A 25,972-nucleotide genomic window follows, 5' to 3' on the forward strand; every position below is an offset into this window, starting at 1 on the left:
CTATTCAAGACGGGCAGAAACTGGCAGGAAGAACCGGCGATGGAAAGCCTGGCTGAGACCTCGGCACTGATCGAGCGCTCGGCGCTGGTCAAGGACCTGGTGCGTTGCCTGCGTGACGACACCCGATCAGGTGCGCTCATCATCGGCGGCGCGGGCGCGGGCAAGACCGCCGTCCTCAAGGCCGCCATCCGCGAACTCGAGCCCCACCGCCGCCTGATTCGGCTGACCGCCACTCCGGCCCTGGCCAGCGTTCCTTTCGGTGCCTTGGCGCCGTACTTGTCCCGGCTTCCTGACCGGGAACTCGACTCCTACGCAGCCGTCGTGGAAGCGATGGCGCGCAGCCTGAAATCCGAGGCGGACCGCCCTCTGTTTGTGGTCGACGACGCGCATTGCCTCGATCATGGGACCGTCCGGCAGTTGGCTCAGGCGGCGGCGACCGGCGCCGCGGGAATCCTCGTGGCCTGCCGTCCCGGGCCGATGATTCCGGAAGAGTTCCTCGCGCTCTGGGACGACGGGATAATTGCCAAGTTCGACCTTTACCCGCTGAGCCGGATCGGAACCCACCAACTGTGCGAGCAGGTCCTGCGGGCCGACGTCTCTCCGTGGGTTAGTGCGTTGTTCCATAAGGCGGCCGACGGCAATCCGCTCATGCTGATGTCCCTGATCCAGCATGCCCGGGCCAGCGGCGCCTTGGGCCTCCGGCACGGAGTATGGTTCCTGCTGGCCAACCCCGACATGGCCCAAGTTCCGGCCGCCGACGTTGTGGACCGGCAGTTGCGCTCCATGACACCGGAGGAAAAGACCGCCGCCACGATCGTTGCCATGGCCGGACCGCTATCCCTGTCCCAGATTCTGCGGATCAGTGGTCCCAAGGCCGTTGATGCCCTGGACACCGCGGGCATCATTGCCGTCTCCACGGGTCATGACCGGCTGGTACGGGCGGCCAGCCCGATCCTTGGCGAGATTATCCGCCAGCGGGTCCCGGCCGGCCGCAGTTCGGCCCTGCGTTCGAGCGTGTTGTCGCTTCCGTCGGCACGGGCCGCCGCGCCGGGAGCGGCCCTCAACCGGCTGCGCTGGTCCATGGACTGCGGCGTAGAGATCCCTCCGATCCAGCTCCTGCAGGCCGCTGTCGCCGCGAACACGGACCTGGACCCTGCGACCGCGTCCCGGGTGGCTGGCGCCATCCGGGACGTCCGGTTCCTCCCCGAGGCCCGGATCCAGTTGGCTTATTCGCACTTCATCGCGGGGCGCACCGAGGCCGCTGTGGCGTGTCTGGAGGCCGCACAGCCGGTGCCCTCCGGACGGCCGTCCTACCTGGCTGCCCTCCTCGCAGCCCGGCTCGGGTCCGCAACGCCGGCCCGGCAACAGCAAGCCGACGCCGGGACGCACAGCCCGGCCTTTGGACTGTCCATGGAACCAGAGCTCCTGGAATCGCGGGCCCGGGATTCACTGTCTGCGGATTTCGCAACGTGCACCGACCTTTCCGGGCGCGCTCCGGCGGGACGGCCGTCGGACGTGACAGCTGCCGGGGGACTGGCCACAGAGCTTCTGAGTCACTCGTGGGACGGGAAGTTCATGGCAGTTGGAACCGTGCTGCGCGAACTCATCGCCGCGGCCGGCGCCTATCCCGAAATCCGGGTCCCGGCAGTTTCCCTCCTCGCCGAACTCTTGACCGCCCAAGGTCAACTCCGCGCAGGGCTGCGATTGGACGGAGAGGCATGGGGCGGCGCCCGAACCGCAAGCCTGGAACTTCCCTTGGTCTACGAGGACCTCGTGGTGCGCCACTGCCTGAATCTGATCTGGGCCGGCGACTGGGACCGGCTCGGAAATGTCCTGGACGATTACGCGGCCCGTGAGCCTGGGCGTCTGCTGTACAGCGGCGGCATGCTGCACCTCATGCGGGGCTACTCGCGGTTGCGCCAGGGCAGGATGCGTGAAAGCCTGGCCGAACTTCGGCTGAGTGTCGAAGAGCTTACTATCGCCGACCCGTTAGGTCTGTTGCCGTTTGCCCGCGCCGTTGCGGCCTATGCCGCAGGCGCCGTCGGACGCCACCATGAGGCCAGCCAGCATGTGCTGGCCTACCGGCTCTCGGAGTACCGGGAGCCGAAAACCCTTCACCTGCTGGCAGAGGCGTACTGCCGGGCGGCTGAACCCGGAGAAGGGCCCGGAGGGAGCGGTGCCGGAGCTTTGGCGCGGCTGGCGGACGAGGCCCTGCACGAGAGCCTGCGGGGCGTTGAAACCGATATCAGGCGGCTCGCTCTACGCGGCGGTGACACCTCGGGCGCCGAAGCCCTCGCCCTCAGCAGCGGCGCAGTCGACGGCCCGGAAGCCAGGCTGGTGGAGTCCTACGCGCGAGCGGTGTCGGCGTCCGATGCGTCCGACCTCATTGGCATCAGCGACGACGCGCTCAATGCAGGGCACGGGCTCCTTGCCCTTGAGGCCGCCCAGCAGGCCGAGCGGATCCTGGCAGACGACCCGGAGCGGTGGCGGCTTACCGCGGTCCAGCGCCGGGTCCATCACCGCCTGGTGGAGGCCGGAATGTTGTCGCAATTGGAGGTCGTCCGCAGCGATCACGGCGCCCCGTTGACTGCCCGCGAGACCGAAGTCCTGGAACTGGTGTCGGGCGGGGCCACGAACGCCGAGATCGCCACCGCGCTCTGTGTGTCACTTCGGACAGTGGAGGGGCACCTGTCCCGGATCTTCGCCAAGCTCGGCGTGGGCCGGCGGGCGGACCTCCTGGACCTCGGCCCGCTGCCCTCCTGACCGGCCCGGCCCGGCATGGCGTGACCTGGCTGTGGCGTGCGTACAGCACGGGTGGCCTGCGGGACCAGCGGGAGTAGCTCCAAGTAGTGCCATGGCGAGTAGGGCGTCAGAAATCGGGTAAACGCTACTCGTGTGCAGAGTCCGTTCGGGCGATTGACTTAAGCCAGTCCTACGAACAGCCCCATCCCGAACAGATTCAACCCGAACAGCTCCACCCCGAACAGTCCCATCCCGAACAACTCCACCCCGAACAGCTCACAAAGGTCTCAAAATGAGGAACTTGAGGGCGGTCAGCAACCGCAAGCATGGCCCGAGGAAAGTGTGGTCTCAAATTCCTTGCTTGCGGATGCGGCCACTGCCACCATTAGAGGTGATCGGGCCGTAATCTTTCCCACTAACTCCTTCATTGGAATCGTGCGGTGCCTCAACGGGCAGCCGCGCGCCAAGGTCGGAGCCGGCGGCGTCAGAGCCTTCTGAGACCGAGGCTCTCCCCCCAGCCGCCGCCGGCTCCCTTAATCGGTCTACACGCGGGTCCGCGCCATCGAGAAGCGCGGCCCTGACACCGGCGCCGTCGGGCATCGCCGCAGGGGGTAGCGGCGCGTGACGACGTCTTGTGGGCAAGCCCTCGCCGGCCCTGGCGTCACGCGCCGGCATGTCGGGCGAGCCTTGCGCCGCGCAGGCCTTGCGCCGTAGCAGTGAGAGCCGGCCGGATGTTCCGGTGCCCCTGTTGCATGTCGCTTTTTGGATGCCGCTGCTGGATCCCGTCGGCCCACGGATCCCGCCAATGGGTCCCGGCGACGCACACCCGCGGCCCCTGCGATCATCGCCGCGCCCCCTATTGTTTGTCGTTTGCCATTTTTGGGCAGCACCAGCCCAACCCGCCTGGCTGGGGGTTGATTGCGGCTGCCCTTGGGCAATGCTCCTGTCGCGGTCCGGGTCTTGGCCGCCGAAGGGCACCGCCGCGGGAGCCGATGGCCGCCGGAGCCGGCTAACGGGGCGCGGACCTCCGCTCGGGTTCCGCGGTGAGAGCGTTCCGCGGTGTGCGGGTCCGCGCGGGTCCGCGCGGTGGCCGCGCGGTGGGCGCGCAGGAGGGCTGCAGGAACGTGGGATAATTAGGTTTAATCTGTGTGACGTATTTTGCACGCTGGCCGCCCGGCCGGCGCGGTGTACGCCGCAGCGAACGCCGATCCAGGAGTCTCCGCCATGGTTGCCACCCCAGCCCATCTCCGCCGCTCTGCCGCCGCGCTCGGAAACGAGGAGGTCCTGAGGATCCGCAACGACTTCCCGATTCTGCAGCAGCACGTCAACGGCAGGCCGCTCGTCTACCTGGACTCCGGTGCCACCTCGCAGAACCCGCTCAGCGTGCTCGAGGCCGAGCAGGAATTCTATGAGCAGCGGAACTCCGCGGTCCACCGTGGGGCACACCACCTCGCCGTCGAGGCCACCGAGGCGTTCGAAAACGCCCGGGAAACGGTGGCGGACTTCGTCGGGGCGGAGTGGGATGAGCTGATCTGGACCTCCAACGCCACGGAGGGCCTGAACCTGCTCACCTATTCCTTCCTCAACGCTTCCCTGCCGGGCGCCGGACCCGAAGCGGCCCGGTTCGCCCTGGCCCCGGGCGACGAGCTCGTGGTCACGGAGATGGAGCACCACGCCAACCTGATCCCCTGGCAGGAGCTGGCGGCCCGGACCGGCGCCGTCGTGAAGTTCATCCCGATCGACGACGCCGGCGCCCTTGACATGGAGGCCGCTGCCGGCATCATCGGCCCGCGCACCCGCGTCCTGGCGTTCACGCACGCGTCAAACGTCCTCGGCACCATCAACCCGGTGGCCGCCCTGGTGGCCCTGGCCCGGTCCGCGGGAGCCCTCGTGGTGCTCGACGCCTGCCAGTCCGCACCGCACCTGCCCCTGGACGTGAAGGCGCTCGACGTCGACTTCGCGGTGTTCTCCGGCCACAAGATGCTTGCCCCCACCGGCATCGGCGCCCTCTATGGCCGCTCGGAGCTGCTCAACGCGATGCCGCCGTTCCTGACCGGCGGCTCCATGATCACCACCGTCACGATGGAACGGGCGGGTTTCCTGCCCAGCCCGCAACGCTTCGAAGCCGGCACCCAGCGCATTTCGCAGGCCGTGGCACTCTCCGCGGCGGTAAATTACCTCAGCGAAACCGGGATGGACCGCATCCACGCCTGGGAAGCCGAACTCGGCCAGCGCCTCGTGCGCGGCTTGGAGTCCATCCCCGGGATCCGAGTGCTGGGTCCGGCGGCCGGGCAGGAGCGGATTGGCCTGGCGGCATTCGACGTCGCGGGCGTCCACGCGCACGACGTCGGCCAGTTCCTGGACAGCCGCGGCATCGCCGTGCGGGTCGGCCACCACTGTGCCCAGCCCCTGCACCGCCGGCTCGGGCTGACGGCGACGACGCGCGCCAGTACGTACCTTTACAACACCACGGACGATGTGGACGCGTTCCTGAACGCGGTCGCCGATGTCCGTGCCTACTTCCAAGCCTAGGACGGACATCCATGAGTCTTGACCAGCTTTACCAGCAGATCATCCTCGAACATGCCAAGGCCCGGCACGGCAGCGGCCTCGCCGCCGCGGACGCGCCCAAGGAGGCCAGCTGCGGCCAATCCCACCAGCTGAATCCGACCTGCGGCGACGAAATCACGGTCCGGGTGTCCGTGGCCGGCGGGAAGGTCAGTGAGCTGCGCTGGGACGGCGACGGCTGCTCGATCTCGATGGCCTCGGCGTCCGTGCTGACAGACCTCGCCGAGGGCATGACGGTCGAGGAACTCAGCACCGTCATTGACAGCTTCCGCGAGGTGCTGCGCTCGCGCGGGAAGGTGCCGGCCGACCCGGAGGTGCTGGGCGACGCCGCGGCGTTTGAGGGCGTGTCCCGTTATGCTGCCCGGGTCAAATGCGCCATGCTCTCCTGGGTGGCCGCGGAGGACGCCCTCGGCCAGGCGCTGACGGCCTGACGGCAACACATCAGGGCCGGCCCAGGCCCTTGTAGGTCCAGCCGGCCGCCCGCCACTTGGCAGGGTCCAGGACGTTGCGGCCGTCCAGGATGCGCGGCGCCGACACGAGGGCTTTGGCGGCGTGCGGATCCAGCTCCCGGTACGCCTGCCACTCGGTCAGCAGCAGCACGGCATCGGCCCTGTGCAGCGTCGTCTCCAGGTCCGGTTCCAGCTGGAGTTCGGGGAAGCGCTTGGCGGCATTGGGCAGGGCCTGGGGGTCGGTGACCGTCACCACGGCGCCCTGCAGCTGCAGCTGCGCGGCGGCGCTCAACGCGGGGGAGTCCCGGACGTCGTCGCTTTCGGGCTTGAACGCCGCGCCCAGGACGGCGACCCGCTGGCCCAGCAGGGACCCGCCGCACAGTTCGCGTGTCAGCTCCACCACCCGGGTCCGGCGCCGCATGTTAATCGCATCCACTTCCCGCAGGAAGGTCAGAGCCTGGTCCGCCCCCAGCTCGCCGGCGCGGGCCATGAAGGCACGGATGTCCTTGGGCAGGCACCCGCCGCCGAATCCGATGCCTGCGTTCAGGAACTTCCGCCCGATCCGCTCGTCGAGCCCGATCGCATCGGCCAGCCGGGTGACGTCGGCGCCGGTGGCTTCGCAGACCTCGGCCATGGCGTTAATGAAGGAGATCTTGGTCGCGAGGAACGAGTTGGCTGCCGTCTTCACCAGTTCCGCCGTGGCGTAGTCCGTCACCAGACGGGGTGTCCCGCCCGCCAGGGGAGTCTCGTAGACCCTGTCGAGGACGGCCACCGCGGGATGGTCTTCGCTGCCGTCCGGCGTGCCGTAGACAAACCGGTCCGGGTTCAGGGTGTCTGTCACGGCATGGCCTTCGCGCAGGAACTCGGGATTCCAGACCAGCGAGGCGCCGGGCTCTGCCTCCGCCAGCACCTCGGCCAGGCCCGCGGCGGTTCCCACAGGCACCGTGGATTTGCCGGCGACGACGTCGCCGGGGGAGACGTATTCAGCGAGCGAGGCGACGGCGGCGTCGACATAGCGCAGGTCGGCGCCGTTTTCGCCGCGTTTCTGCGGCGTTCCGACGCAGATGAAGTGGACCTCGGCGCCGCGGGCGGCCGCCATGTCGGTGGTGAACCGCAGCCGGCCCGATTCCTCAAGTTGGGACAAGAGTTCGTCGAGCACGGGTTCGTAAAAGGGGGCGTGGCCTGCTGAAAGCTGTGCCACCTTGTGTTCGTCGACGTCGATTCCGACGACGTCGTGACCCAGCTTTGCCATGCATGCGGCATGGACCGCGCCCAGGTAACCGCAACCAATAACCGAGATCCGCATAGTTCCGATTTCCTCCCGTCGGGCCCTGTTCACAGGGTACGTGGTGGACGTCGGGATCGCACAGCCTCACGGCGCGCCATGAACAGCCTGGCCACGAGCGCGCCGGCCATGGCGCCGATCGTGTTTGCGGCGACGTCGGCGACGGACGGAAAGCGCGCCGGCAGGAACGCCATCTGGCCGAGTTCGATCACGACGGAGAGGATGAACCCGGCAACGGCCCCGCCCCACCAGAGCCGCAGGCCCAGGATGATGGCGACCAGGGCGCCCAGCGGAATAAACAGGATCACGTTTGAGGAAAATTCCACCACCCCGTAGTCGAACCAGGGAGGGACGCCCCAGCTGTGCAGTTGCCGGAGCCACCGCATGAGGTAGGTGGCCGCGCCCCGGTCAACGGGCACCGGCCAGAAGGCAATCAGGCCGAGGACCGGAACGCAGGCGCACAGGCCCCAGATGGCGACGCGGCGGGGTAGCAACTGGCGTCCCCTTTCAGCGGTCCACCTTTTTGCTGATTCTAGCGGCCGGCGGCGGCAGGCGCAGGGTGCGCGTGCCGCCGCCGGTGTGCCGGATGCTAGCTGAGCAGCCCGGCCACGCCAATCGCCGCCGTCGCGGCCCCCAGCAGCATGGAGATGCTGACCAGAACCACATGGACGGTCAGGAAGCGCGTGGCCTTGCCGTTGGCGTCGCGGGCACGCGGATCCTTCATGACCCGGCGCAGGAACTGCGGCCAGACAACAAGGGACCAGACGCCGGCGACGATCAGGACGACGGCGAGGACCGCGGGCAGTTCCACGGGGTCAGTGGCTTTCGAGCCAGGCCTGGGCCTGCTGGGACTGCAGGTTCAGGGCCTTGCCGACCATCGGTTCTGCGGCGTCGGCGATCTTGCCGCCAAGGAACGGCACCGAGGAGGTCACGTCGCCCTCGAGCTCGATCCGGGTGCTGCCGCCGTCGGACACGAGACGCTGGACAGCCTTCACGTCCAGCGGGGCGCCGGAGACCTTCAGGGAGATCTTGCTCTGCCGGGAGCCGTCGGCGGTGGGGGCCTCCCAGGCCTCCAGCTGCGTCACCTTCAGGCTTTCGCCAACAAATTTCCGGGCAATGTCGGGCATCCGGGTGGTGGGGATGGTCCGCACCGTGGTGGTGTTGAAAGCGCCGGCGGTGTCACCGTCGATGGCGAAGGATTCCAGCGTGCCGCCGACGAGTTCGCTCGTGTGGCGCAGGAAGTCTTCATTGACGAAAACCGCGGTAACGCGGTCGACGCTGTGCGGAACGGTGGTGGATGCACTCAGGGCCATAGGGGGGTCCTCCGTGATGTGGAAGTGGACGTTTCGGGCTCCAACATCCTACGTGGTGTGCCGGGCTGGCTCCGATTCGAGGTTTTCCAGATCCCGGGCGGCGGCGGTGATGTTCCGCGACATGGCGGGAAAAATGACGCTGTGGAACGGCAGCACTGCGAGCCAGTAGAGGCGGCCGCTGAGGCCCTTGGGGAAGAAGATGGCGCGCTGGCGGTAGCGGCTGCCAGTCCCCTCCGGCTCCACGGAAAGTTCGAGCCAGGCCCGGCCCGGGGCCCGCATTTCGGCCCGCAGCCGCAGCAGCCGGCCACGGTCGATCCGCTCGACCCGCCACCAGTCCACCACCTCGCCCTCGGCCAGCAGGTGCGGGTGCCGGCGGCCGCGCAGCAGCCCCGCCCCGCCGGTGAGCTTGTCCAGCCAGCCGCGCACCTGCCAGGCCAGTGGCAGGGAGTACCAGCCGTTCCGGCCGCCGATTCCTTCGATGACGGTCCACACATATTTGGGGTCCACGTCGCTTTGGAAGCTTCGCTCGTCCACGTACACGGCGTGTCCGGACCAGTCCGGGTCGCTCGGCAGGGGATCGGCGTCGACGCCGGCGCTGGCCCACGTGGTCTCCACCTGGCCGTCGCGTTCCTTGCCCAGGGCGAGGGCCACGGCCCGCCGGTAGGGGGTCAGGCCGCCCTCCGGCGCAGGGATGTACGCGTCGATGTCGTGCTCGGCGGCGACGGCGTCGTGCTGGAGTGATTCGACGAGCGGCAGGGACATGGAGAGCGGGATGGGGGTGGTCAGTGCCACCCACAGACCGGCCAGTTTGGGGGCCGGCACCGGCAGCGCCAGCACCACCCGGTGCGGCAGGCGGGCCTCTGCGGCGTATTCCTGCATCATTCCGGCGTAACTGAGCACCTGGCGGCAGCCGATGTCGAAGGTCCGGTTGATGGGTCCTTCCAGCGACGCTGCCGCCACGAGGTAGTACAGGACGTCACGGACCGCGATCGCCTCGATCTTGTTGCGCACCCAGCTCGGGGCGGGCATCAGCGGCAGCGTCTCGGACAAATGCCGGATCATTTCGAACGACGCCGAACCCGAGCCGATCACGACGCCGGCCTGGAACACCACCGCGTCCACCGGGCTGTCCAGGAACACCTTCCCCACCGCCTCGCGGGAGCGCATGTGGGTGGACAGTTCGGCCCCGGCCGGGTGCAGGCCGCCGAGGTAAACGATCCTGTCCACACCGGCGGCGGCCGCGGCCCGGGCGGCCGTCCCGGCCATCGTCTTTTCCTTGGCCTCGAAGCCGGCCCCGGCCGCCATGGAATGGACCAGGTAGTACAGGACGTCGACGCCGTCGAGCGCCGCCTGCAGGGCGTCCCCGTCGTCGAGGCTGCTGTGGATCACCTCGACGTCGTCCAGCCAGGGCACGCCGGCGATCTTGGCCGGGGTGCGGACCACGACTTTGACCCTGTGCCCGGCTTCCAGGAGCCGGGGGACAAGCCGGCCGCCGATGTAGCCGGTGGCCCCGGTGACGAGCACGGTCTTAGGGGATGAGGCCTTCGCGGTGGCTGCCTGCGGGGCTGGAGCAGGGGTTCCAGCGGGTTCGGGGGTTGCGGTTGTGGCGTTCATGGTGACTCCTTGTCAGCCAGCAGTTGGCGGGTGGCCTACCAAGCCATTCGGTGCGCGGCCCGCGTTGGATGGGCCGCCCGCTCCTGAAGCCAGCCTAGCCCCGTCGGCGGCGCCCCGGGCAGGTCCCGCCGGCCGGGCCCGTCGGCGGGCCCCGAGGCTCCGCGGTAGGCTTGGAGGGCCCGGGATTCTCGCGAATTTCGGCTATTCGTGTTGCCTGCACCCCGTGATCCCATCAGGAGCAACAGCTATGAGCCTCAACGGCCCCTCTCTCACCGGTTTGCGCCGTGTCCTCGCCGAAGACCGGAACTACGCCCGGATCCAGGCCGAGGCCGCCCGCGGGTTCGCAGCCCGCAGCGAGGATTACCAGATCAGCGCCCCGGCCGGAATGCGGTCCACGCTGCTCGCGGAAATGGCGGACGGACTCGCGACCCTGGCGGGAAACGAAACCGGCTCTGCAGGGGCTGGCCGGGGAGTCCCCGTGGTCCTGGCCGTCACCGCGACCGGCCGCGAGGCCGAGGACCTGACCGAGGCCCTGCGCGCCTTCCTGCCGGCCGAGACGATCGCGGAGTTCCCCAGCTGGGAGACGCTGCCGCATGAGCGGCTCTCCCCGCGCTCGGACACCGTGGGCCGGCGGCTGTCTGTGCTGCGGCGGCTCGCGCACCCCGAATCATTCACCGCCGGTGCGCTGCGCGTGGTGGTAGCCCCCGTCCGCGCCGTCGTGCAGCCGATCGTCGCCGGCCTCGGCGAACTGGTGCCGGTGACCCTGACGGTCGGCCAGGACGCCCCCTTCAGCGGTGTCGTCAAGAGCCTGGCCGACGCCGCCTACGCCCGGGTGGACATGGTGACCCGCCGCGGCGAATTCGCCGTCCGCGGCGGCATGCTGGACGTCTTCCCGCCCACCGAGGACCACCCCATCCGGGTCGAGTTCTTTGGTGACGAGGTGGAGCAGATGCGCTGGTTCGCCGTCGCCGACCAGCGCTCGCTGACCGCGCCCGGCCTGCACCATCCCACCGAACTCCATGCCCCGCCGTGCCGCGAAATCCTGATCACACCCTCCGTCATGTCCCGCGCCGCGACCCTGAAGTCCCAGCTCCCGGCCGCCGCGGACATGCTGGAGAAAATCGCCGGCGGCATCGCCGTCGAGGGCATGGAATCGCTGGCCCCCGTGCTGGTGGACGCCATGGTGCCGTTCCTGGACCAGCTCCCGGCGGGTTCCATCGCGGTGGTGATCGAGCCGGAGAAGGTCCGCACCCGGGCCCACGACCTCGCCGCCACGAACGAGGAATTCCTCGAGGCCGCCTGGTCCACGGCGTCCGACGGCGGCACCGCACCTCTTGATCTGACCTCTGCGGCGTCCGAAGCGCTGCACTCGGCCAGCTTCCGCTCGCTGACCGAAACCCGCACCGCGGCCCTCGAGCACGGCGTCTCCTGGTGGTCCATCACCTCGCTGGCCAGCGACGAGGAGCTGCTGCCCGACGTCGACGTGCTGAACCTGCACGCCCGGGAACCCCGCGGCTACCAGGGCGACGTGGCGGAAATGATGGACTTCATCGGCTCCCGCGTCCGGGACCAGTGGCGGATCGTCGTGGTCACCGAGGGCCCGGGCCCGGCGCAGCGCCTCGCCGAACTCTTCCACGACAACGACATCCCGTGCGCGCGGGTTGACACGCTCGAGGCCGATCCGCAGGCCGGGCTGATCGAGGTGACCACCGCCGCCGTCGGCCGCGGTTTTGTCCTGGATCCGCTCAAGCTGGCGCTGCTGACCGAGGCTGACCTGCTGGGCCGGACCTCTGCCGGTTCCACGAAGGACATGCGCCGGATGCCGTCCAAGCGGCGGAATGCCGTGGATCCGCTGCAGCTCGTGGCCGGGGACTCCGTGGTGCACGAACAGCACGGCATCGGCCGGTTCGTGGAACTGATCCAGCGCAAGGTTGCCGGTGGCGGCGAGGGCGTGCGCGAATACCTGGTCCTGGAGTACGCCCCGTCCAAGCGCGGAGCCCCGGGCGACCGGCTCTTCGTGCCCACCGACCAGCTGGACCAGGTCACCCGGTACGTGGGCGGCGACACTCCGGCGCTGAGCAAGATGGGCGGCGCGGACTGGGCGAGCACCAAGTCCAAGGCCCGCAAGGCGGTCAAGGAGATCGCCGGCGAGCTGATCCGGCTGTACTCGGCCCGGATGGCCTCCCGCGGCTACGCCTTCGGCCCGGACACCCCGTGGCAGCGGGAACTGGAGGAGGCCTTCCCGTACGTGGAGACCCCGGACCAGCTGACCACCATCAACGAGGTCAAGGCCGACATGGAGCGGGAGATCCCGATGGACCGGCTGATCTCGGGCGACGTCGGCTACGGCAAGACAGAGATCGCTGTCCGGGCCGCGTTCAAAGCGGTCCAGGACGGCAAGCAGGTCGCCGTGCTGGTGCCCACCACGCTGCTCGCCCAGCAGCACTACGAGACGTTCACCGAGCGGTTTTCCGGCTTTCCCCTCGTCGTCAAGCCGCTGTCCCGCTTTCAGACCGGCAAGGAGGCCAAAGAAACCGCCGACGGCGTCAAGTCCGGTTCCGTGGACGTCGTGATCGGCACTCACCGGCTGCTGTCCAAGGACTTCGGCTTCAAGGACCTCGGCCTGGTGATCGTGGACGAGGAGCAGCGTTTCGGCGTCGAACACAAGGAAGCGCTGAAGAAGATGCGCACCAACGTCGACGTCCTGGCCATGAGCGCCACCCCGATTCCGCGCACACTGGAAATGTCCCTGACCGGCATCCGCGAAACCTCCACCCTGGCCACCCCGCCGGAGGAACGGCACCCCGTGCTGACGTATGTGGGCCCGTACACGGACAAGCAGACTTCCGCCGCGATCCGCCGTGAGCTGATGCGCGAAGGCCAGGTGTTCTTCGTCCACAACCGGGTGTCCACGATCGACCGCACCGCGGCGAAGATCCGCGAACTGGTCCCTGAGGCCCGGGTGGAGGTGGCGCACGGGCAGATGTCCGAGAGCCGGCTGGAGCAGATCATCGTGGACTTCTGGGAAAAGCGCTTCGACGTCCTGGTCTGCACCACCATCATCGAGACCGGCCTGGACATCTCCAACGCCAACACCCTGATCGTGGACGGCGCGGACAAGTACGGCCTCTCCCAGCTGCACCAGCTGCGCGGACGTGTGGGACGCGGCCGTGAACGCGCCTACGCCTACTTCCTCTACCCTTCGGAAAAGCCGCTGGGCGAGGTGGCGCTGGAACGGCTCAAGGCCGTCGCAACGCACAATGAGCTCGGCGCCGGCATGCAGCTGGCCATGAAGGACCTGGAGATCCGCGGCGCCGGCAACCTGCTCGGCGGCGAGCAGTCCGGCCACATCCAAGGCGTCGGCTTCGACCTCTACATCCGGCTGGTCGGCGAGGCCGTAGCCGAATACCGGGGCGAGGCGGAGGAGAAGGCCGCCGAAATGAAGATCGAACTGCCGGTCAACGCGCACCTGCCGCACGACTACGTCCCGGGCGAACGGCTGCGCCTGGAGGCTTACCGCAAACTCGCCAGCGCCATCACCTACGAGGCGATCGAGGAGGTCCTCGCGGAGCTCGTGGACCGTTACGGCGAGCTGCCGCTGCCGGCCACCAACCTGATCGACGTCGCCCGGTTCCGGGTGGGCGCCCGCGAGGCCGGATTGTCCGACGTCGCGCTGCAGGGCAACTTCATCAAGTTCTCCCCGGCGCAACTGCCCGAGTCCAAGCTCATGCGCCTGACCCGGATGTACCCCGGCGCGCAGGCGAAGCCGGCTCTGGACGCCGTGCTCGTTCCGAAGCCCAAGACGGCCAGGATCGGCGGCCGGGACCTGCAGGACGCCGAGATCCTGGAGTGGGCCAACGGCGTGATCCGCAACATCTTCTCCGACGCCCCTGTCTCTGCCACACCGGCGGTGAAATAAAAGAATGATGGGAGGACATCACGCCGCGTCGGGAGCCGCGGCGTGGGTAGCCATTGCCTCGACCGGCCCGTATGCGCTCGGCTGGTACCCGCTGGATCCCACCGGAATCGTGATCGGCGCGATGGCGACGGCGGGGACCGCGCTGGTCTGCGACTGGGACCACCGTGCCAGCACGGTGGCGCACGCGCTGCCGCCGCTGTCCAACCTGGTGGCGCGCGGCATTGAGAACGCCAGCGGGGGCCACCGGCAGGGCACTCATTCGGTGCTGGGCGCGGCGTTCTTCGTGCTGCTGGCCACGATCGCCGGGCAGTGGCAGGTGCAGACCCAGTGGGGGCTGCTGTCCGTCGGAGCCGGCCTGCTGTGCATGTTCATGATCAACATCGCCGCGAAGGCACTGAAACTCTTCCCGAAATTCGGCTGGATCAGCAACTGGATCGTCGGGCTGCTTATGGCCGGACTCGTGACGTGGTTCGCGCCGCACCAGTGGACCTGGCTGCCGGTTTCGATGCTTACCGGGGTGCTGGTGCACATTGTGGGGGACATGATCACCACCGGGGGAGTGCCGCTGCTCTGGCCACTGGTGATCAAGCCGCCCAAGGTCCTGCGGAAACTGCCGCTGCTGAAGAACATCTGGAGGGCCAACGGGGCGTTCTCCATCCCGCTGCTGGGCCGGGCGGGTTCGCGGCGGGAATGGTTCGTCCTGATCCCGGTAAGCGGCTACGCCATGGTGGGGATGTTTGGCGCCGGCCTGGCGGTGGCCAAAGCGCACTTCCCCGCGGCCCTGGCCCTCGGCACGGGGCTGGTCAAGGGCCTGTTCGCGCTGGTGCCCGGCTAGGACTGCCACCGGTTAAATGACTGAAGCTCCGGATGAACCGGAGCTTCAGTCATTTAAGGGTCAGGAGTGGCCTAGTTTTCGCCGGCCGAGTCCGAGCGTCCCAGCAGGGTCTGCGGGATCCAGAACGCGGCGGCGAAGAGAATCAGGCAGACGGCCATCGGCCAGGTGTTTTCCAGCGTCAGGAAGGACAGCGAGTAGATCGCACCGAGGAACAGGACCATCATCGGCACGAACAGGGCGATGCTGGATCCGAGGCTGTTCTCGACGCGCCGGGACGGGGTGGTGTTGCTGGACATTCGTTCCTCCTCGGCCCCGGGGGGCTCAAAACTGTGGGCGGTGCCGGCACGGTCAGTACGCGGACGAACCCTGTTCACCCTTGACGATCGCGATACCGGAGCTGGCGCCAATACGTGTTGCACCTGCAGCAATCATAGCCTGAGCATCGGCCAGGGAACGCACGCCGCCGGAGGCCTTGACACCCAGGTCCGGGCCGACGGTGCGGCGCATGAGAGCGACGTCCTCGGCAGTGGCCCCGCCGCCGTTGAAGCCCGTGGAGGTCTTCACGAAGTCCGCCCCGGCTTCCACTGCGGCCTCGCAGGCGAGCACCTTCTGGTCATCGCCCAGCAGCGCCGTTTCGATGATGACCTTCAGGATGGCTCCGCCCTCGTGCACGGCGGCCGCGACGGCGGCGATGTCGTCCACCAGCGCGCCCTTGTCATTGGCACGGGCCGCGGCGATGTTGATGACCATGTCCACTTCTTCGGCACCGTCCAGGACCGCGCCGCGGGCCTCGAAGGCCTTGACGTCGCTCGGCGTGGCGCCCAGCGGGAATCCCACCACGGAGCACGTCAGGACGCCGGATCCCTTGAGCGCTTTCTTGACGGTCTTGACCCAGACCGGGTTCACGCAGACCGACTTGAAGTGGTACTCCGCCGCCTCGGCGCAGACCTTGAGGATCTCCGCCTCGCTGGCCTCCGGCTTGAGCAGGGTGTGGTCGATGTAGGAGGCGATGTTGGGCGTCCCCCCGGTGGCGGCTTCTTGGCTCATGGTGGTCCCTTTCGTGGCGGGCCTGGGACGCGGCGGTCCCTTCCCGGGCCTTGTGGGCCTGCGGGCCCTGGCGGCGCCGCGTGGTGCGCGGCTTATCAGGGAACCATCTTGCCATAGGAATGTGCCCGGCGGATGCCCCCGGCCGGGCCTCCCCGGCACGTCAGGCGGCGGCCGCCAGGGCCCGGCCCATGGTGGCCTGAAGCAACTGGGAAGCGCACACCGACGCCGCGGAACCGGAGGCCACGAGCAGCCCCAGCCGGACGCCGTCGTAGGCTGCCGCGTCACCGATCGCCCAGATGCCCGGCACGGAGGTGCGGAAGTCCTGGCCGATGACGATCCCGCCGCCGGCAGCGGTCGCGAGCCCGGCCGTGGCGGCCAGCTCGTCGCGGGCGATGCGCTCCTCGGCGAGGATCACGAGGTCACCGTTCATGCTGGAGCCGTCCTCGAAGACGATGCCCGACGCCGGCAGGGCGGACCCGGCGGCGGTGGGAACGACGGCGGCGGGACGGACGGTGGTGCGGACCGGGCGGACGCCGCGGGACCGGAGCACGGCCTCGGCCTGGCCGGCGGCCGAACCCGTACCGACCAGGATGCCCAGGGGGCGGCGGCCCAGGACCCGGGTGACGTCCTTGACGGCCTCGCCCAGCCCGGCGGCGTCGTCGATTGTGGAATAGCTCAGGCAGCGGGCGGCACCTTCCACCGGAGCCTCGGCGGGAGCGGAACCGGTGGCGATGACGAGCTCGTCGTAGTCGAACTCCATGCCGTCGGCGGTGGTCACGCTGCGGTTTTCCGCGTCGATATAGCTGGCCGGCTGGCCGAAGCGGACGGATACCTGGGGCAGGACGGCGAGCTCCAGCAATTCCTCGGGTGCGTCGTCCCGGTTGCTGAGGACCGTGATGGCGCCGGCGAACGGGGTCCGGGTGAGCTGCCGGACGAGCGCCTGGGCGGCCCGGCCGGCGCCGGCGATGACGATCCTGGGCCGGGCGGCCGTGGTGGCGGCGGCAGCCGGAGCGCCTGTCAGGGAGGAAGTGGAGATGGGAGACATTGCCGGAGCGGACATGTGCTGGCCCTTTCGCTGGGTGGCCATCGTGTGGCCGGTGTGCTTGATGAACCCCAGCGTAGGCGTCCGATTTTTCCGGGGTGTTTCCCGGGTGTTGCCGCTTCTGCCCTGCCCGTTCGCCAGTATTTACCGGCCGGTAATGCCGTGGGTCACACCCCGCGAAGGCCGGCAGCAAACCAACGCGGGGTCACTTAGCGCCCATAGATAGCGGTGGGATGGGCGCTATCTGACCCCGCGTTGGGTTAGACCCTGATCCGGTAGCCGCGTTTCACCACGGTTTCCACCAGCCGGGTGTCCGGCAGCGCGGACCGCAGCCGGCTGACGGTCATGTCCAGGGCATGCACGGAACCGCGCAGCTCCAGCAGGTCCGAGAGCGCCTCGCGGGAGAGCACAGCCCCGCCGGCGCCGATGAGCGCGCGCAGCAGCAACAGCGGTGCGGGCGCCATCTCGACCGGCTCGCCGTTGATGCGCAGCGAGCGGCCGCGCAGCTCCACCCTGCCGGAAACGGTGTCGAGCCGGCGGACGTGGTTCAGCGCCAGGTGCTCGCAGACCAGCCGGATCAGGGCGCCCATCCGGAACCGTTCCGGGATCAGCGGATGCAGCCCGGCATCGAGCAGCGGCTGCGCGGTGATGGGCCCGACGACGGCGGTCGCCACGGTGGTCTTCAGGCTCTCTACGAGCTGTTTGTAGACGCCCATCTCGTGCGCCGTGCTCCACATCGCGTCCACGGCGGGCGCGCTGGTGAACGTCAGGACATCCAGGTTGCCGCTGCACGCGGCTTCGATCAGCTTGGGCAGCCGGTCGGCGCCGTCGGGCTTGACCCAGCGGTACGGGGTGACCGTCAGGACGGTGGCGCCGGACATGCGCAGGCGCTCGAGCTGGCGGACATCGGTGTAGCCGTGCAGCTGCACCGCGACTGTCTTGCCGCGCACACCCTCGGCCAGGAGCATGTCCACGAGCGTGGACGTGGTTTCGTCGCTGCTGATTCCGACGTCGGCGAGCCCGGCGGCGCGCACGGCGCCGCGGGCTTTGGGCCCGCGGACGAACATCCGGGTGGCGGAGAGGGTCTCCAGCAGCTGGTCGCCAATGCCAAACGTGTCCGCGGCCTCGCACCAGCGACGCATGCCGTAGGCGGTGGTCGCGATGCAAAGATCGGGCCGGGCGGCGATGATCGCCCGGGTGTCCTCGATCAGGCTCTGGTCCTCCCGGACCGGGGCGATCTTCAGTGCCGGGGCGTGAAGCACCTCGGCACCGCGGCGTTCCAGGGCCTCGATGAGGTCCTGCGAACGGCGGTGCGAGGTGACGCCGATCCGGAAGCCGTCCAGGGGAAGGTCCCGGTCGGTCGCGTCCTCGGCGGGTTCGGGCGCGGGGGCGCCGGCGGTCAGTGCGGAGGCGAGGGCGGGGTTCAAGGGGGACAGTGGTGCGCCGGGCTCCGGGAGGGCTGCGGCGACGGCGTTCAGTGCGCTCATGGGAATCCTTACGCCTCCATCAGTGATGCGGCCAGACGGTCGAGCTCTGCCGTGGCACCGGCACAGCCCCGGTTGGCTTCGGCTACCCGGACAACGTCCCCGATCACCAGGACGGCGGGGTTGCTGCAGCCCGCGGCTGCGGAGGTGATGGTGCCCAGCTCGGCGATCGTGGTGCGCTGGCCGGGGCGGTAGCCGCGTTCGACCACCGCCATCGGCATGTCGGCCCGCATCCCGGCCCGGCGGAGTCCGGCCGCGAGGTGGTGCAGGGTGCCGATGCCCATCAGGACCACGATGGTTCCGCCGAGCCCGGCAAGGTGGGTCAGTTCGTTCTCGGTCAGCGGGGCATGGCCTGAAACAACCGTGAACATGTGGCTGACTTCGCGGTGCGTGACCGGGATGCCGGCGGCGGCCGGAACCGAGATGGCGCTGGTGACTCCGGAGATGACGCGGACCGGAACCCCGGCCGCGACGCAGGACGCGACTTCCTCGCCGCCGCGGCCGAACACATAGGGGTCCCCGCCCTTGAGGCGGACCACATTGTTGCCGGCCAGCGCGCTTTCCACCATGAGCTTTTCGATGTCTGCCTGGCTGACCTTGTGGTGGCCGGGCTTCTTGCCCACATCCACTAGCTCTGCCGAGGTCAGGGACGGCAGGTCCTGGTACGGGGCGAGCCGGTCGTAGAAGACGACGTCGGCGTCGCGCAGCGCGGCGACGGCGGCGACGGTGAGCAGCTCGGTGGTCCCGGGTCCGCCGCCGACCAGCGTGACGTGGCCCGCCGGGCCGGCCGGGGGCTCGGCCGCCACCGGAATGCCGGTGGCACGGCACCGGCCGAGGAGGGCCTCCCAGCCCGGCTGGCCGTCGTCGACCGCCGCGACCAGGAACGGGCGCTCGGGCAGCGGGCCGTCCATGCCGGCGCCCTGCGGGGTGCTGAGGCGGAACACGACGGCGCCGGCCGCCTCATAGCGCCGCGCGGCCTGACGGGCGGCGTGGTCCGCGCCCGTGACCAGGACTTCGCGTCCGGTGAGGTCAATGGTGAGCTGCATGGCTATACCTCGTTCTCGTCAGGCAGTCCCGGGGTGGTGGCTCGGACCGGAATGGAAGCCCCGATCAGGACCGGCTGCTGCCCGGCCCGCGCCTTCTCCTCCGCTGTCGCGGGGCGCATCTGGCCGCGCTCGTCGGAGACGAAGGTGATCGAATCGTCTTTCTGGTCCGGGGCGTTGACGAAGGAGCGGAAGCGGCGGAGGCGTTCGGGATCCTTCAGGGTGTCGGCCCATTCGTCGACGTAGGTGTCAACGTGCTTGGCCATGGCGGCTTCGAGGTCCTCGGCGATGCCCAGGGTGTCGTGGACCACCACGTCCTCGACGTGCTTGATGCCGCCGTCGAGCTCTTCCTGCCAGCGCGCGGTGCGCTGCAGCCGGTCGGCCGTGCGGATGTAGTACATGAAGTAGCGGTCGATGTACTTGATCAGGGTTTCGTCGTCGAGGTCCTTGGCCAGCAGCTGGGCGTGCGCCGGAGTGGCGCCGCCGTTGCCGCCGACGTACAGGTTCCAGCCGTCGGCGGTGGCGATGACGCCGACGTCCTTGCCCCGGGCCTCCGCACATTCGCGGGCGCAGCCGGAGACGCCCATCTTCAGCTTGTGCGGGCTGCGGAGGCCGCGGTAGCGCAGCTCGAGCGCGATGGCCATGGCCACCGAATCCTGGACCCCGAAGCGGCACCAGGTGGAGCCGACGCAGGACTTCACCGTGCGCAGGCTCTTGCCGTAGGCCTGGCCGGATTCGAAGCCGGCATCGACCAGGACCTTCCAGATTTCGGGCAGCTGCTCCAGCCGGGCGCCGAACATGTCGATCCGCTGCCCGCCGGTGATCTTGGTGTAGAGGCCGTACTGCTCGGCGACCGTGGCGATCACGCCGAGTTTCTTCGGGGTGATCTCGCCGCCGGCGATCCGCGGGACCACCGAGTAGGTGCCGTCCTTTTGCATGTTGGCCAGGGCGCGGTCGTTGGTGTCCTGCAGGGTGCCGCGGCCGGCGTCCAGGACGTAGGCGCTGTTCTGGCTGGCGAGGATGTTGGCGATGGTCGGCTTGCAGATATCGCAGCCGGCGCCGGTGCCGTACTTGGCCATGATCTCCTCGAAGGAGGTCAGCTCCAGGACCCGGATGGCGTCGAAGAGTTCCTGGCGGGAGAGCTCGATGTGTTCGCACAGGGCCTTGGAGACTTCGACGCCGGACTTGGTCAGTTCGGTTTCGAGCAGCTTCTTGAGCATCGGCACGCAGGAACCGCAGCTGGTGCCGGCGCGGGTGCAGCCCTTGAGCTCGCCGAGTTCCCGGACCGGCGCGTTGCCGTCGCAGCTCCCGCAGCCGTTGACGGTGTCACGGATGGTTCCGGCCGAGACGTTGTTGCAGGAACACAGGATCGCGTCATCCGGCAGTTGGATCTCCAAGACTCCGTCCCCGGCGTCACCGCCGCCGGCCGCGGTGAGGTAGGCGCCGGGTTCGGCGGCCAGTTCGCGGCCCAGCATGGGGCGCAGGGAGGTGTAGGGCGAGGCGTCGCCGACGAAGATGCCGCCGAGCAGGGTCTTGGCATCGTCGGTGGTGACGATCTTCTGGTAGACGCCGCGGGCGGGGTCGGCGTAGACGATCTCGAGCGCGTGTTCCGTGCGGGCGAAGGCGTCACCGAAGCTGGCGACGTCGACGCCGGAGAGCTTGAGCTTGGTGGCGGTGTCGAAGCCGGGGAAGGTCGCGTCGCCGCCGTGCAGCCGGTCCGCGACGATTTCGGCCATCGTGTTGGCCGGGGCCACGAGTCCCAGGCACATGCCGCCGAAGTTGGCGACCTCGCCGATCGCCCAGATGCCGGGAACCTCCGTGGAACAGTCGTCGGAGATGACGACGCCGCCGCGCTGGCCGAGCTGGAACTGCTGCGGTCCCTTTTGCCCATCCGGGCCATCCGCCGCCCGGAACAGTTCGTCGCGGGGCCGCACGCCGATCGCGACGATCACGATGTCGGCGTCGATGATCCGGCCGTCGGCCATGAGGACGCCGGTGACCTGGCCGTCGTCGTCAGAGATGACCTCGGAGGGGAACACCCCGCCGTGGACGGTGAAGCCCTTGGCCTCGATCAGCCGGCCGAGCGCCTGGCCGGCACCCTCGTCCAGCTGGGTGTTCATGAGCCACGGCGAGCCGTTGATGACGATCGGGGTGGCGCCGAGCTGTTCGGTGCCGGCGGCTGATTCCAGGCCCAGCAGACCGCCGCCGATCGTGACCGCGTTGACCTTCCGGCCCAGCTTCGCGGTGAGGTCCGCGATGGCCTTGTTGATGGACCAGACGTCCTCAAGGGTGCGGTACACATGGGTGAGTTCGGCGCCCGGGATGGGCAGGCGGGCAGCGTCCGAGCCCGTCGCTACCACCAGCTCGTCATACGGATAGACGGTTCCCGCCGCGGTCCGGACGGTTTTGCCGGCGGCGTCGATGCTGGTGACGCGCTCGCCGGTCTTGAGGTTCAGGGCCGTGTGGTCCCACATGGAAGCGCTGCCCAGGGTGAGGTCGACGTCGCTGTCGGTGAGTGCCTTGCTCAGCGCGACGCGGTCATAGGGGAGGTGGGCTTCCTCGGTGAGGACGGTAACGTGCCAGCCATCGAGTCCGCGGGCGTGCATGGCATCGGCGAACCGGTGCGCTGCGGGGCCGCCGCCGGCCACCACAATACGGCGCGGGGCGGCGCTGGTTGCACTGTCTGAGCTGTGGTTTGGGTGGCTTGAGGGGTGTCCGGTCACGGTGGGCCTTTCGCATGGGCCGCAGACGGTGCTCTGCAGCTTGTCGTCCCAGACTAGGCAACCGGAATTTCGCTTCAGTTTCCCTTATGTTTCGTGATCTTAACTTCTGCATCACGAATGCATTTCCCGCCGTGTGAGCTCTCTTTTACGCGCCGGACACATCCGGCGCGTCCGGATGAAACACCGCGCGCCTAGCTTGAATATGTGGCCGCAGCAGCGGTTGAGCCCGTAAGGGATGTATAAGAGAGGGGCCGGGATGACCGCCGTACTTGAAACCGCCGTACACGACGTTGAGGACCAAATTACTGAAGCCGCAGCCGGCTGGCACCGGGTGTGCGCCGTGGCGGACCTGGAACCCGCCTGGGGCGAGGCGGCACTGATTGCGGGCCGCCAGGTGGCCGTGTTCCGCACCCTGTCCGGTGAGGTTTTCGCCGTCGCGCAGGAGGACCCGGCCACCGGGGCGAACGTCATGGCACGCGGCATCACCGGATCCCGCGGGGACCGGCCCACGGTGGCATCTCCGTTGCACAAGGAGGTCTACGACCTCGGCACCGGAGAATGCCTCGGCAGCCCGGAACTCCGCCTCGCCACCTTCGGTACCCGGATTGTGGGCGGGTACATTGAGGTGCGGCTCTAGAGGCCCAGTGCCTCGCGGACGTCCGCAAGGACGCCGTCCAGGGCCGTGCGGGCCTCGTCCCGGGCTGCCGGAAGCTCGGCGGCCGAGCCGACACTGCGGATGACTTCCAGGTAGCACTTGAGCTTCGGTTCCGTGCCGCTGGGACGGATGATCACGCGGCTGAGGTCCCGGGTCAGGTACAGCAGGCCCTCGGTGGGCGGGAGGAGTTCGCTGCCCTCGGCAAGGTCCGTGACGACCTCGACGCCGGAGCCGCCAAACGATTCCGGCGGGCTCACGCGCAGCCGGTTCATCATCGCGTCCAGCAGGCCGAGGTCCGCCACCCGGATGCTGAGCTGGTCGCTCGCGTGCAGCCCGTGCACCAGGTACAGCTCGTCCAGGGTGTCAAAGATCGTCTTGCCCTCGGCCTTTGCGGCCGCCGCGAGTTCGGCAATGAGGACCGCGGCCGAAATGCCGTCCTTGTCGCGCACCAGCGAAGGAGCAACGCAGTAGCCCAGCGCCTCCTCGTAGCCGTAGACCAGCCCCGGCACCCGGGCAATCCACTTGAAGCCGGTCAGGGTTTCCTCGTGCGCGTAGCCTGCCGCGGCCGCGATCCGCGCCAGCAGCCGGGAGGACACGATCGAGTTGGCGAACACGCCGGCCGGTGCTTCGCCACTGGCGGCCTGCCGCGCCACGATGTGGGCACCGAGCAATGCGCCTACCTCGTCGCCGCGCAGCATGCGCCACGCGCCGGTATCAGGATCCTTCGCCGCCACCGCTGCCCGGTCGGCGTCGGGATCGTTGGCGATCACGATGTCGGCGTCCTCGCGCGTCGCCGCCTCGAGGGCGAGATCCAGCGCCCCGGGCTCCTCCGGGTTCGGGAAGTTCACCGTGGGGAAGTCCGGATCCGGCTGCGCCTGTTCGGTGACGAGCGTGACGTCGTCGAATCCGGCGGCGTTCAGCACCGCCACGGCCGTTTCCCCGCCCACCCCGTGCATGGGGGTCAGGACGATCTTCAGCCCGCGGGCCGAGAAGTGCTCAGGAACCGCCAGGGCCGCGACGGCGCGCTGGTAGTCGGTCGCGATCGAGGGCTCCAGCACAGTCCACCCGTCCGCGGCCAGGACGATCGAGTCCAGGGCACCGACGGCGTCGATCTTCGCCGCTATCAGGGCATCGTAGGGTGCCACGATCTGTGCGCCGCGGCCGCTTTCCTCCACCGCGTGACGGCCGAGGTACACCTTGTAGCCGTTGTCCTGCGGCGGGTTGTGGCTGGCGGTGACCATGACGCCGCCGTCGCAGTCCAGCGCCCGCACGGCGTAGGCGAGCAGCGGGGTGGGCAGCGCTGCCGGCATCAGGAAGGTCTCAACCCCCGCCGCGGTGAGGATCGCCGCTGTTTCCTCGGCGAAAATGTCGGAGTTGTAACGGGCGTCATAGCCGACGACGGCGCGCGGCCGGGTGCCGGGGGAGGCCTGCCCGACCGCGTTGGTGAGGAAGGCGGTGAAGCCGGCGGCGGCGCGGCGGACCACCACGCGGTTCATCCGGTTCGGACCCGGGCCGAGGGCTGCCCGCAGTCCAGCGGTGCCGAACTGCAGGGTGCCGCTGAAGCTGTCGGCCAGTTCCTGGCGGGCCGCGGCGACGCCCCCGTCGGCGAGGCGGACCAGTTCGGAGAGGGCTGCGGCGGTGGCGGGGTCCGGGTCCTGGCTTGCCCAATCGCGGGCATCGCTCAGGAGGCGGGCGAGTTCGGCATCAGAAGACGTCATGGAACCAAACTATCGCCAATCGTGGGCGATTCCTGCCCAGACAATCGGGAGTTCGGGTTTCAGTTCCATCTCGAGGCCTTTCGCCGGACCTTGACACTCAAATTTCCGGACACGTAACGTCTGGAATATGAAGATGGGCCGTGGTGTCGAATGGGCCGTGCACAGTTGCGTCAACATGGCATGGACACCGCCCGGTGAGCCGGTGAACAGTGCCCGGCTGGCAGAGTTCTACAAACTCCCGGCGGCCTATCTCAACAAGCAGTTTCAGTCGCTGGTCCGCGCCGGCGTCCTGGACTCGGTGTCGGGTCCCCGCGGCGGCTTTCTCTTGGCGCGCCGGCCCGAAAATATCACCGTGCTGGACATCGTGCTGGCGCTGGAGGGCCAGGACCCGGCGTTCCGGTGCGAGGCGATCCTCGGAAATGTTCCGGAACCGGACCGGCAGGAGAACTTCGCGCGGACGTGCCTGATTTCCCAGACTATGCGCCAGGCCGAACTCGCCTGGCGGCAGGCGCTGGCCCGCCAGAGCATCGCCGGGATCGCGGACTCGATGGAGCGGCGGTTCCCGGCGGATAAAGCAAAGGTCCTGGACTACCTGGCCGCGGAATAGCCGCAGCCGGGTGGCCCAGGACCTGTCGCGGGGCCTAGCCAGAACCAGGATCAGAGCTTGGCGATGATGTCTGCCAGCAGCTTGGAAATCCGCGGGCCGGCGGCCTCGCCGGCCTCGAGGACTTCCCCGTGGCTGAGCGGCACGGGGCTGATCCCGGCGGCGAGGTTGGTCACCAGCGAGATGCCGAAGACCTCCATGCCGGCGTGACGGCCGGCGATCGCCTCAAGCGCCGTGGACATGCCCACCAGGTCGGCGCCGATCCGCTTGGCGTACTGCACCTCGGCGGGCGTCTCATAGTGCGGGCCGGTGAACTGGGCGTAGACGCCCTCGTCCAGCGACGGGTCCACCTCGCGGGCCAGCCCGCGGATCCGGGAGGAGTACAGGTCCGTCAGGTCCACGAACGTTGCCCCTTCCAACGGAGAGGTGGCGGTGAGGTTGATGTGGTCGCTGATGAGCACCGGCGTGCCGGGCGTCCAGTTCTCGTTGAGCCCGCCGCAGCCGTTGGTCAGCACGAGGGTCTTGCAGCCGGCCGCGGCGGCGGTGCGCACCCCGTGCACCACGGCTCGGACGCCCTTGCCCTCGTAGTAGTGCGTGCGTGCGCCCAGTACCAGGGCGCGCTTGCCCTCTTTGGTCAGGACCGAGCGGATGGTGCCCACGTGCCCCACCACGGACGGTGCGGAGAAGCCGGGGATTTCGGCGGCGGACAAGGTGGCGGTCGTCTCGCCGATGAGCTCGGCGGCGTCGCCCCAGCCCGAGCCGAGGACCAGCGCGACGTCATGGGAGTCGACGCCCGTCTCTGCGGCGATGTAGTCGGCGGCGGCGCGGGCGGCGTCGAAAGGGTCCGTGTTCAGGAATTCTGTTGTACTCACCGGTACAAGTTATCGCGGCCGGGGCCCGCTGCCCAGCATGCACGGCCGGACCCGCGCGC

General features: G+C 69.0%; 20 protein-coding genes. 7 read left to right on the forward strand and 13 right to left on the reverse strand.

The annotated features are described in order from the left end of the window. Positions 1–39: 39 nt before the first annotated feature. The 3 genes from AC1DKN_RS10990 (at position 40) to sufU (ending at position 5,741) form a co-directional block, all read left to right on the forward strand. Positions 40–2,763 carry a helix-turn-helix transcriptional regulator gene (locus tag AC1DKN_RS10990; protein ID WP_476871274.1) on the forward strand — a complete coding sequence of 908 codons (2,724 nt, stop codon included), beginning with the start codon at positions 40–42 and terminating at the stop codon, positions 2,761–2,763. Positions 2,764–3,966: 1,203 nt separating this feature from the next. Continuing rightward, positions 3,967–5,274, forward strand: coding sequence for an aminotransferase class V-fold PLP-dependent enzyme (locus AC1DKN_RS10995; protein WP_476871275.1), 1,308 nt, complete (start codon positions 3,967–3,969; stop codon positions 5,272–5,274). Positions 5,275–5,285: 11 nt separating this feature from the next. Then, positions 5,286–5,741 (forward strand): Fe-S cluster assembly sulfur transfer protein SufU, encoded by a 456-nt coding sequence (gene sufU, locus AC1DKN_RS11000; RefSeq protein WP_028276481.1) that lies wholly within the window; start codon positions 5,286–5,288, stop codon positions 5,739–5,741. Between the two features lie 10 nt (positions 5,742–5,751). Here sufU and AC1DKN_RS11005 read toward each other — a convergent pair whose 3' ends face one another. The 5 genes from AC1DKN_RS11005 to AC1DKN_RS11025 all read right to left on the reverse strand — a co-directional run bounded on the left by AC1DKN_RS11005 (position 5,752) and on the right by AC1DKN_RS11025 (position 9,971). Then, complete coding sequence (locus AC1DKN_RS11005; protein WP_476856545.1) at positions 5,752–7,065, reverse strand: UDP-glucose dehydrogenase family protein; 1,314 nt, start codon at positions 7,063–7,065, stop codon at positions 5,752–5,754. 29 nt (positions 7,066–7,094) lie between these two features. Next, positions 7,095–7,538 (reverse strand): VanZ family protein, encoded by a 444-nt coding sequence (locus AC1DKN_RS11010; RefSeq protein WP_230009621.1) that lies wholly within the window; start codon positions 7,536–7,538, stop codon positions 7,095–7,097. A 95-nt stretch (positions 7,539–7,633) separates the two neighbouring features. Further along, a complete protein-coding gene (locus AC1DKN_RS11015) occupies positions 7,634–7,855 on the reverse strand; it encodes an SCO4848 family membrane protein (protein ID WP_018774651.1) in 222 nt (73 codons plus the stop codon). 4 nt (positions 7,856–7,859) lie between these two features. Continuing rightward, positions 7,860–8,357, reverse strand: coding sequence for a DUF2505 domain-containing protein (locus tag AC1DKN_RS11020; RefSeq protein WP_476859122.1), 498 nt, complete (start codon positions 8,355–8,357; stop codon positions 7,860–7,862). A 48-nt stretch (positions 8,358–8,405) separates the two neighbouring features. Then, positions 8,406–9,971, reverse strand: a complete 1,566-nt coding sequence (locus tag AC1DKN_RS11025) for an SDR family oxidoreductase (protein WP_476849039.1) — start codon at positions 9,969–9,971, stop codon at positions 8,406–8,408. A 247-nt stretch (positions 9,972–10,218) separates the two neighbouring features. On the opposite strand from AC1DKN_RS11025, the gene mfd reads away from it, so the two are divergent. Beyond that, positions 10,219–13,890, forward strand: coding sequence for a transcription-repair coupling factor (gene mfd, locus AC1DKN_RS11030; RefSeq protein WP_476871276.1), 3,672 nt, complete (start codon positions 10,219–10,221; stop codon positions 13,888–13,890). A 4-nt stretch (positions 13,891–13,894) separates the two neighbouring features. Then, a complete protein-coding gene (locus tag AC1DKN_RS11035; protein WP_018774647.1) occupies positions 13,895–14,725 on the forward strand; it encodes a metal-dependent hydrolase in 831 nt (276 codons plus the stop codon). A gap of 71 nt (positions 14,726–14,796) precedes the next feature. Here AC1DKN_RS11035 and AC1DKN_RS11040 read toward each other — a convergent pair whose 3' ends face one another. The 6 genes from AC1DKN_RS11040 to nirB form a co-directional block, all read right to left on the reverse strand. Next, complete coding sequence (locus AC1DKN_RS11040) at positions 14,797–15,021, reverse strand: hypothetical protein (RefSeq protein ID WP_230010712.1); 225 nt, start codon at positions 15,019–15,021, stop codon at positions 14,797–14,799. A gap of 52 nt (positions 15,022–15,073) precedes the next feature. Beyond that, positions 15,074–15,772: a deoxyribose-phosphate aldolase gene (gene deoC, locus AC1DKN_RS11045; RefSeq protein WP_028278361.1), complete on the reverse strand. Its 699-nt coding sequence runs from the start codon at positions 15,770–15,772 to the stop codon at positions 15,074–15,076. 160 nt (positions 15,773–15,932) lie between these two features. Next, positions 15,933–16,832 (reverse strand): FAD-dependent oxidoreductase, encoded by a 900-nt coding sequence (locus tag AC1DKN_RS11050; protein WP_476871277.1) that lies wholly within the window; start codon positions 16,830–16,832, stop codon positions 15,933–15,935. 242 nt (positions 16,833–17,074) lie between these two features. Continuing rightward, positions 17,075–18,217 (reverse strand): uroporphyrinogen-III synthase, encoded by a 1,143-nt coding sequence (locus AC1DKN_RS11055; RefSeq protein ID WP_223914230.1) that lies wholly within the window; start codon positions 18,215–18,217, stop codon positions 17,075–17,077. Positions 18,218–18,309: 92 nt separating this feature from the next. Then, positions 18,310–19,344: a uroporphyrinogen-III C-methyltransferase gene (gene cobA, locus AC1DKN_RS11060; RefSeq protein WP_476871278.1), complete on the reverse strand. Its 1,035-nt coding sequence runs from the start codon at positions 19,342–19,344 to the stop codon at positions 18,310–18,312. Between the two features lie 2 nt (positions 19,345–19,346). Beyond that, a complete protein-coding gene (gene nirB / locus AC1DKN_RS11065; RefSeq protein WP_476871279.1) occupies positions 19,347–22,064 on the reverse strand; it encodes a nitrite reductase large subunit NirB in 2,718 nt (905 codons plus the stop codon). A 256-nt stretch (positions 22,065–22,320) separates the two neighbouring features. Here nirB and nirD point away from each other — a divergent pair, with 256 nt between their 5' ends. After that, complete coding sequence (nirD, locus tag AC1DKN_RS11070; protein ID WP_476849033.1) at positions 22,321–22,701, forward strand: nitrite reductase small subunit NirD; 381 nt, start codon at positions 22,321–22,323, stop codon at positions 22,699–22,701. On the opposite strand, the gene AC1DKN_RS11075 is transcribed toward nirD, so the two are convergent. Continuing rightward, positions 22,698–24,437 (reverse strand): phospho-sugar mutase, encoded by a 1,740-nt coding sequence (locus tag AC1DKN_RS11075; protein ID WP_476871280.1) that lies wholly within the window; start codon positions 24,435–24,437, stop codon positions 22,698–22,700. The genes nirD and AC1DKN_RS11075 overlap by 4 nt on opposite strands. A gap of 133 nt (positions 24,438–24,570) precedes the next feature. Here AC1DKN_RS11075 and AC1DKN_RS11080 point away from each other — a divergent pair, with 133 nt between their 5' ends. Continuing rightward, positions 24,571–25,044, forward strand: coding sequence for an RrF2 family transcriptional regulator (locus AC1DKN_RS11080; protein WP_476871293.1), 474 nt, complete (start codon positions 24,571–24,573; stop codon positions 25,042–25,044). A 50-nt stretch (positions 25,045–25,094) separates the two neighbouring features. Here the strand turns inward: AC1DKN_RS11080 and AC1DKN_RS11085 are convergent, their stop codons facing one another. After that, a complete protein-coding gene (locus tag AC1DKN_RS11085; protein ID WP_028278355.1) occupies positions 25,095–25,913 on the reverse strand; it encodes a purine-nucleoside phosphorylase in 819 nt (272 codons plus the stop codon). Positions 25,914–25,972: the final 59 nt, after the last annotated feature.

It is taken from the genome of Arthrobacter sp. 01N444, assembly GCF_056399305.1.

Coding starts and splice junctions, on each gene's coding strand:
- AC1DKN_RS10990 (WP_476871274.1), top strand. CDS start 40: ATGGAAAGCCTGGCTGAGACCTCGGCACTGATCGAGCGCTCGGCGCTG.
- AC1DKN_RS10995 (WP_476871275.1), top strand. CDS start 3,967: ATGGTTGCCACCCCAGCCCATCTCCGCCGCTCTGCCGCCGCGCTCGGA.
- sufU (WP_028276481.1), top strand. CDS start 5,286: ATGAGTCTTGACCAGCTTTACCAGCAGATCATCCTCGAACATGCCAAG.
- AC1DKN_RS11005 (WP_476856545.1), bottom strand. CDS start 7,065: ATGCGGATCTCGGTTATTGGTTGCGGTTACCTGGGCGCGGTCCATGCC.
- AC1DKN_RS11020 (WP_476859122.1), bottom strand. CDS start 8,357: ATGGCCCTGAGTGCATCCACCACCGTTCCGCACAGCGTCGACCGCGTT.
- AC1DKN_RS11025 (WP_476849039.1), bottom strand. CDS start 9,971: ATGAACGCCACAACCGCAACCCCCGAACCCGCTGGAACCCCTGCTCCA.
- mfd (WP_476871276.1), top strand. CDS start 10,219: ATGAGCCTCAACGGCCCCTCTCTCACCGGTTTGCGCCGTGTCCTCGCC.
- AC1DKN_RS11035 (WP_018774647.1), top strand. CDS start 13,895: ATGATGGGAGGACATCACGCCGCGTCGGGAGCCGCGGCGTGGGTAGCC.
- AC1DKN_RS11040 (WP_230010712.1), bottom strand. CDS start 15,021: ATGTCCAGCAACACCACCCCGTCCCGGCGCGTCGAGAACAGCCTCGGA.
- deoC (WP_028278361.1), bottom strand. CDS start 15,772: ATGAGCCAAGAAGCCGCCACCGGGGGGACGCCCAACATCGCCTCCTAC.
- AC1DKN_RS11050 (WP_476871277.1), bottom strand. CDS start 16,832: ATGTCCGCTCCGGCAATGTCTCCCATCTCCACTTCCTCCCTGACAGGC.
- cobA (WP_476871278.1), bottom strand. CDS start 19,344: ATGCAGCTCACCATTGACCTCACCGGACGCGAAGTCCTGGTCACGGGC.
- nirD (WP_476849033.1), top strand. CDS start 22,321: ATGACCGCCGTACTTGAAACCGCCGTACACGACGTTGAGGACCAAATT.
- AC1DKN_RS11075 (WP_476871280.1), bottom strand. CDS start 24,437: ATGACGTCTTCTGATGCCGAACTCGCCCGCCTCCTGAGCGATGCCCGC.
- AC1DKN_RS11080 (WP_476871293.1), top strand. CDS start 24,571: ATGGGCCGTGGTGTCGAATGGGCCGTGCACAGTTGCGTCAACATGGCA.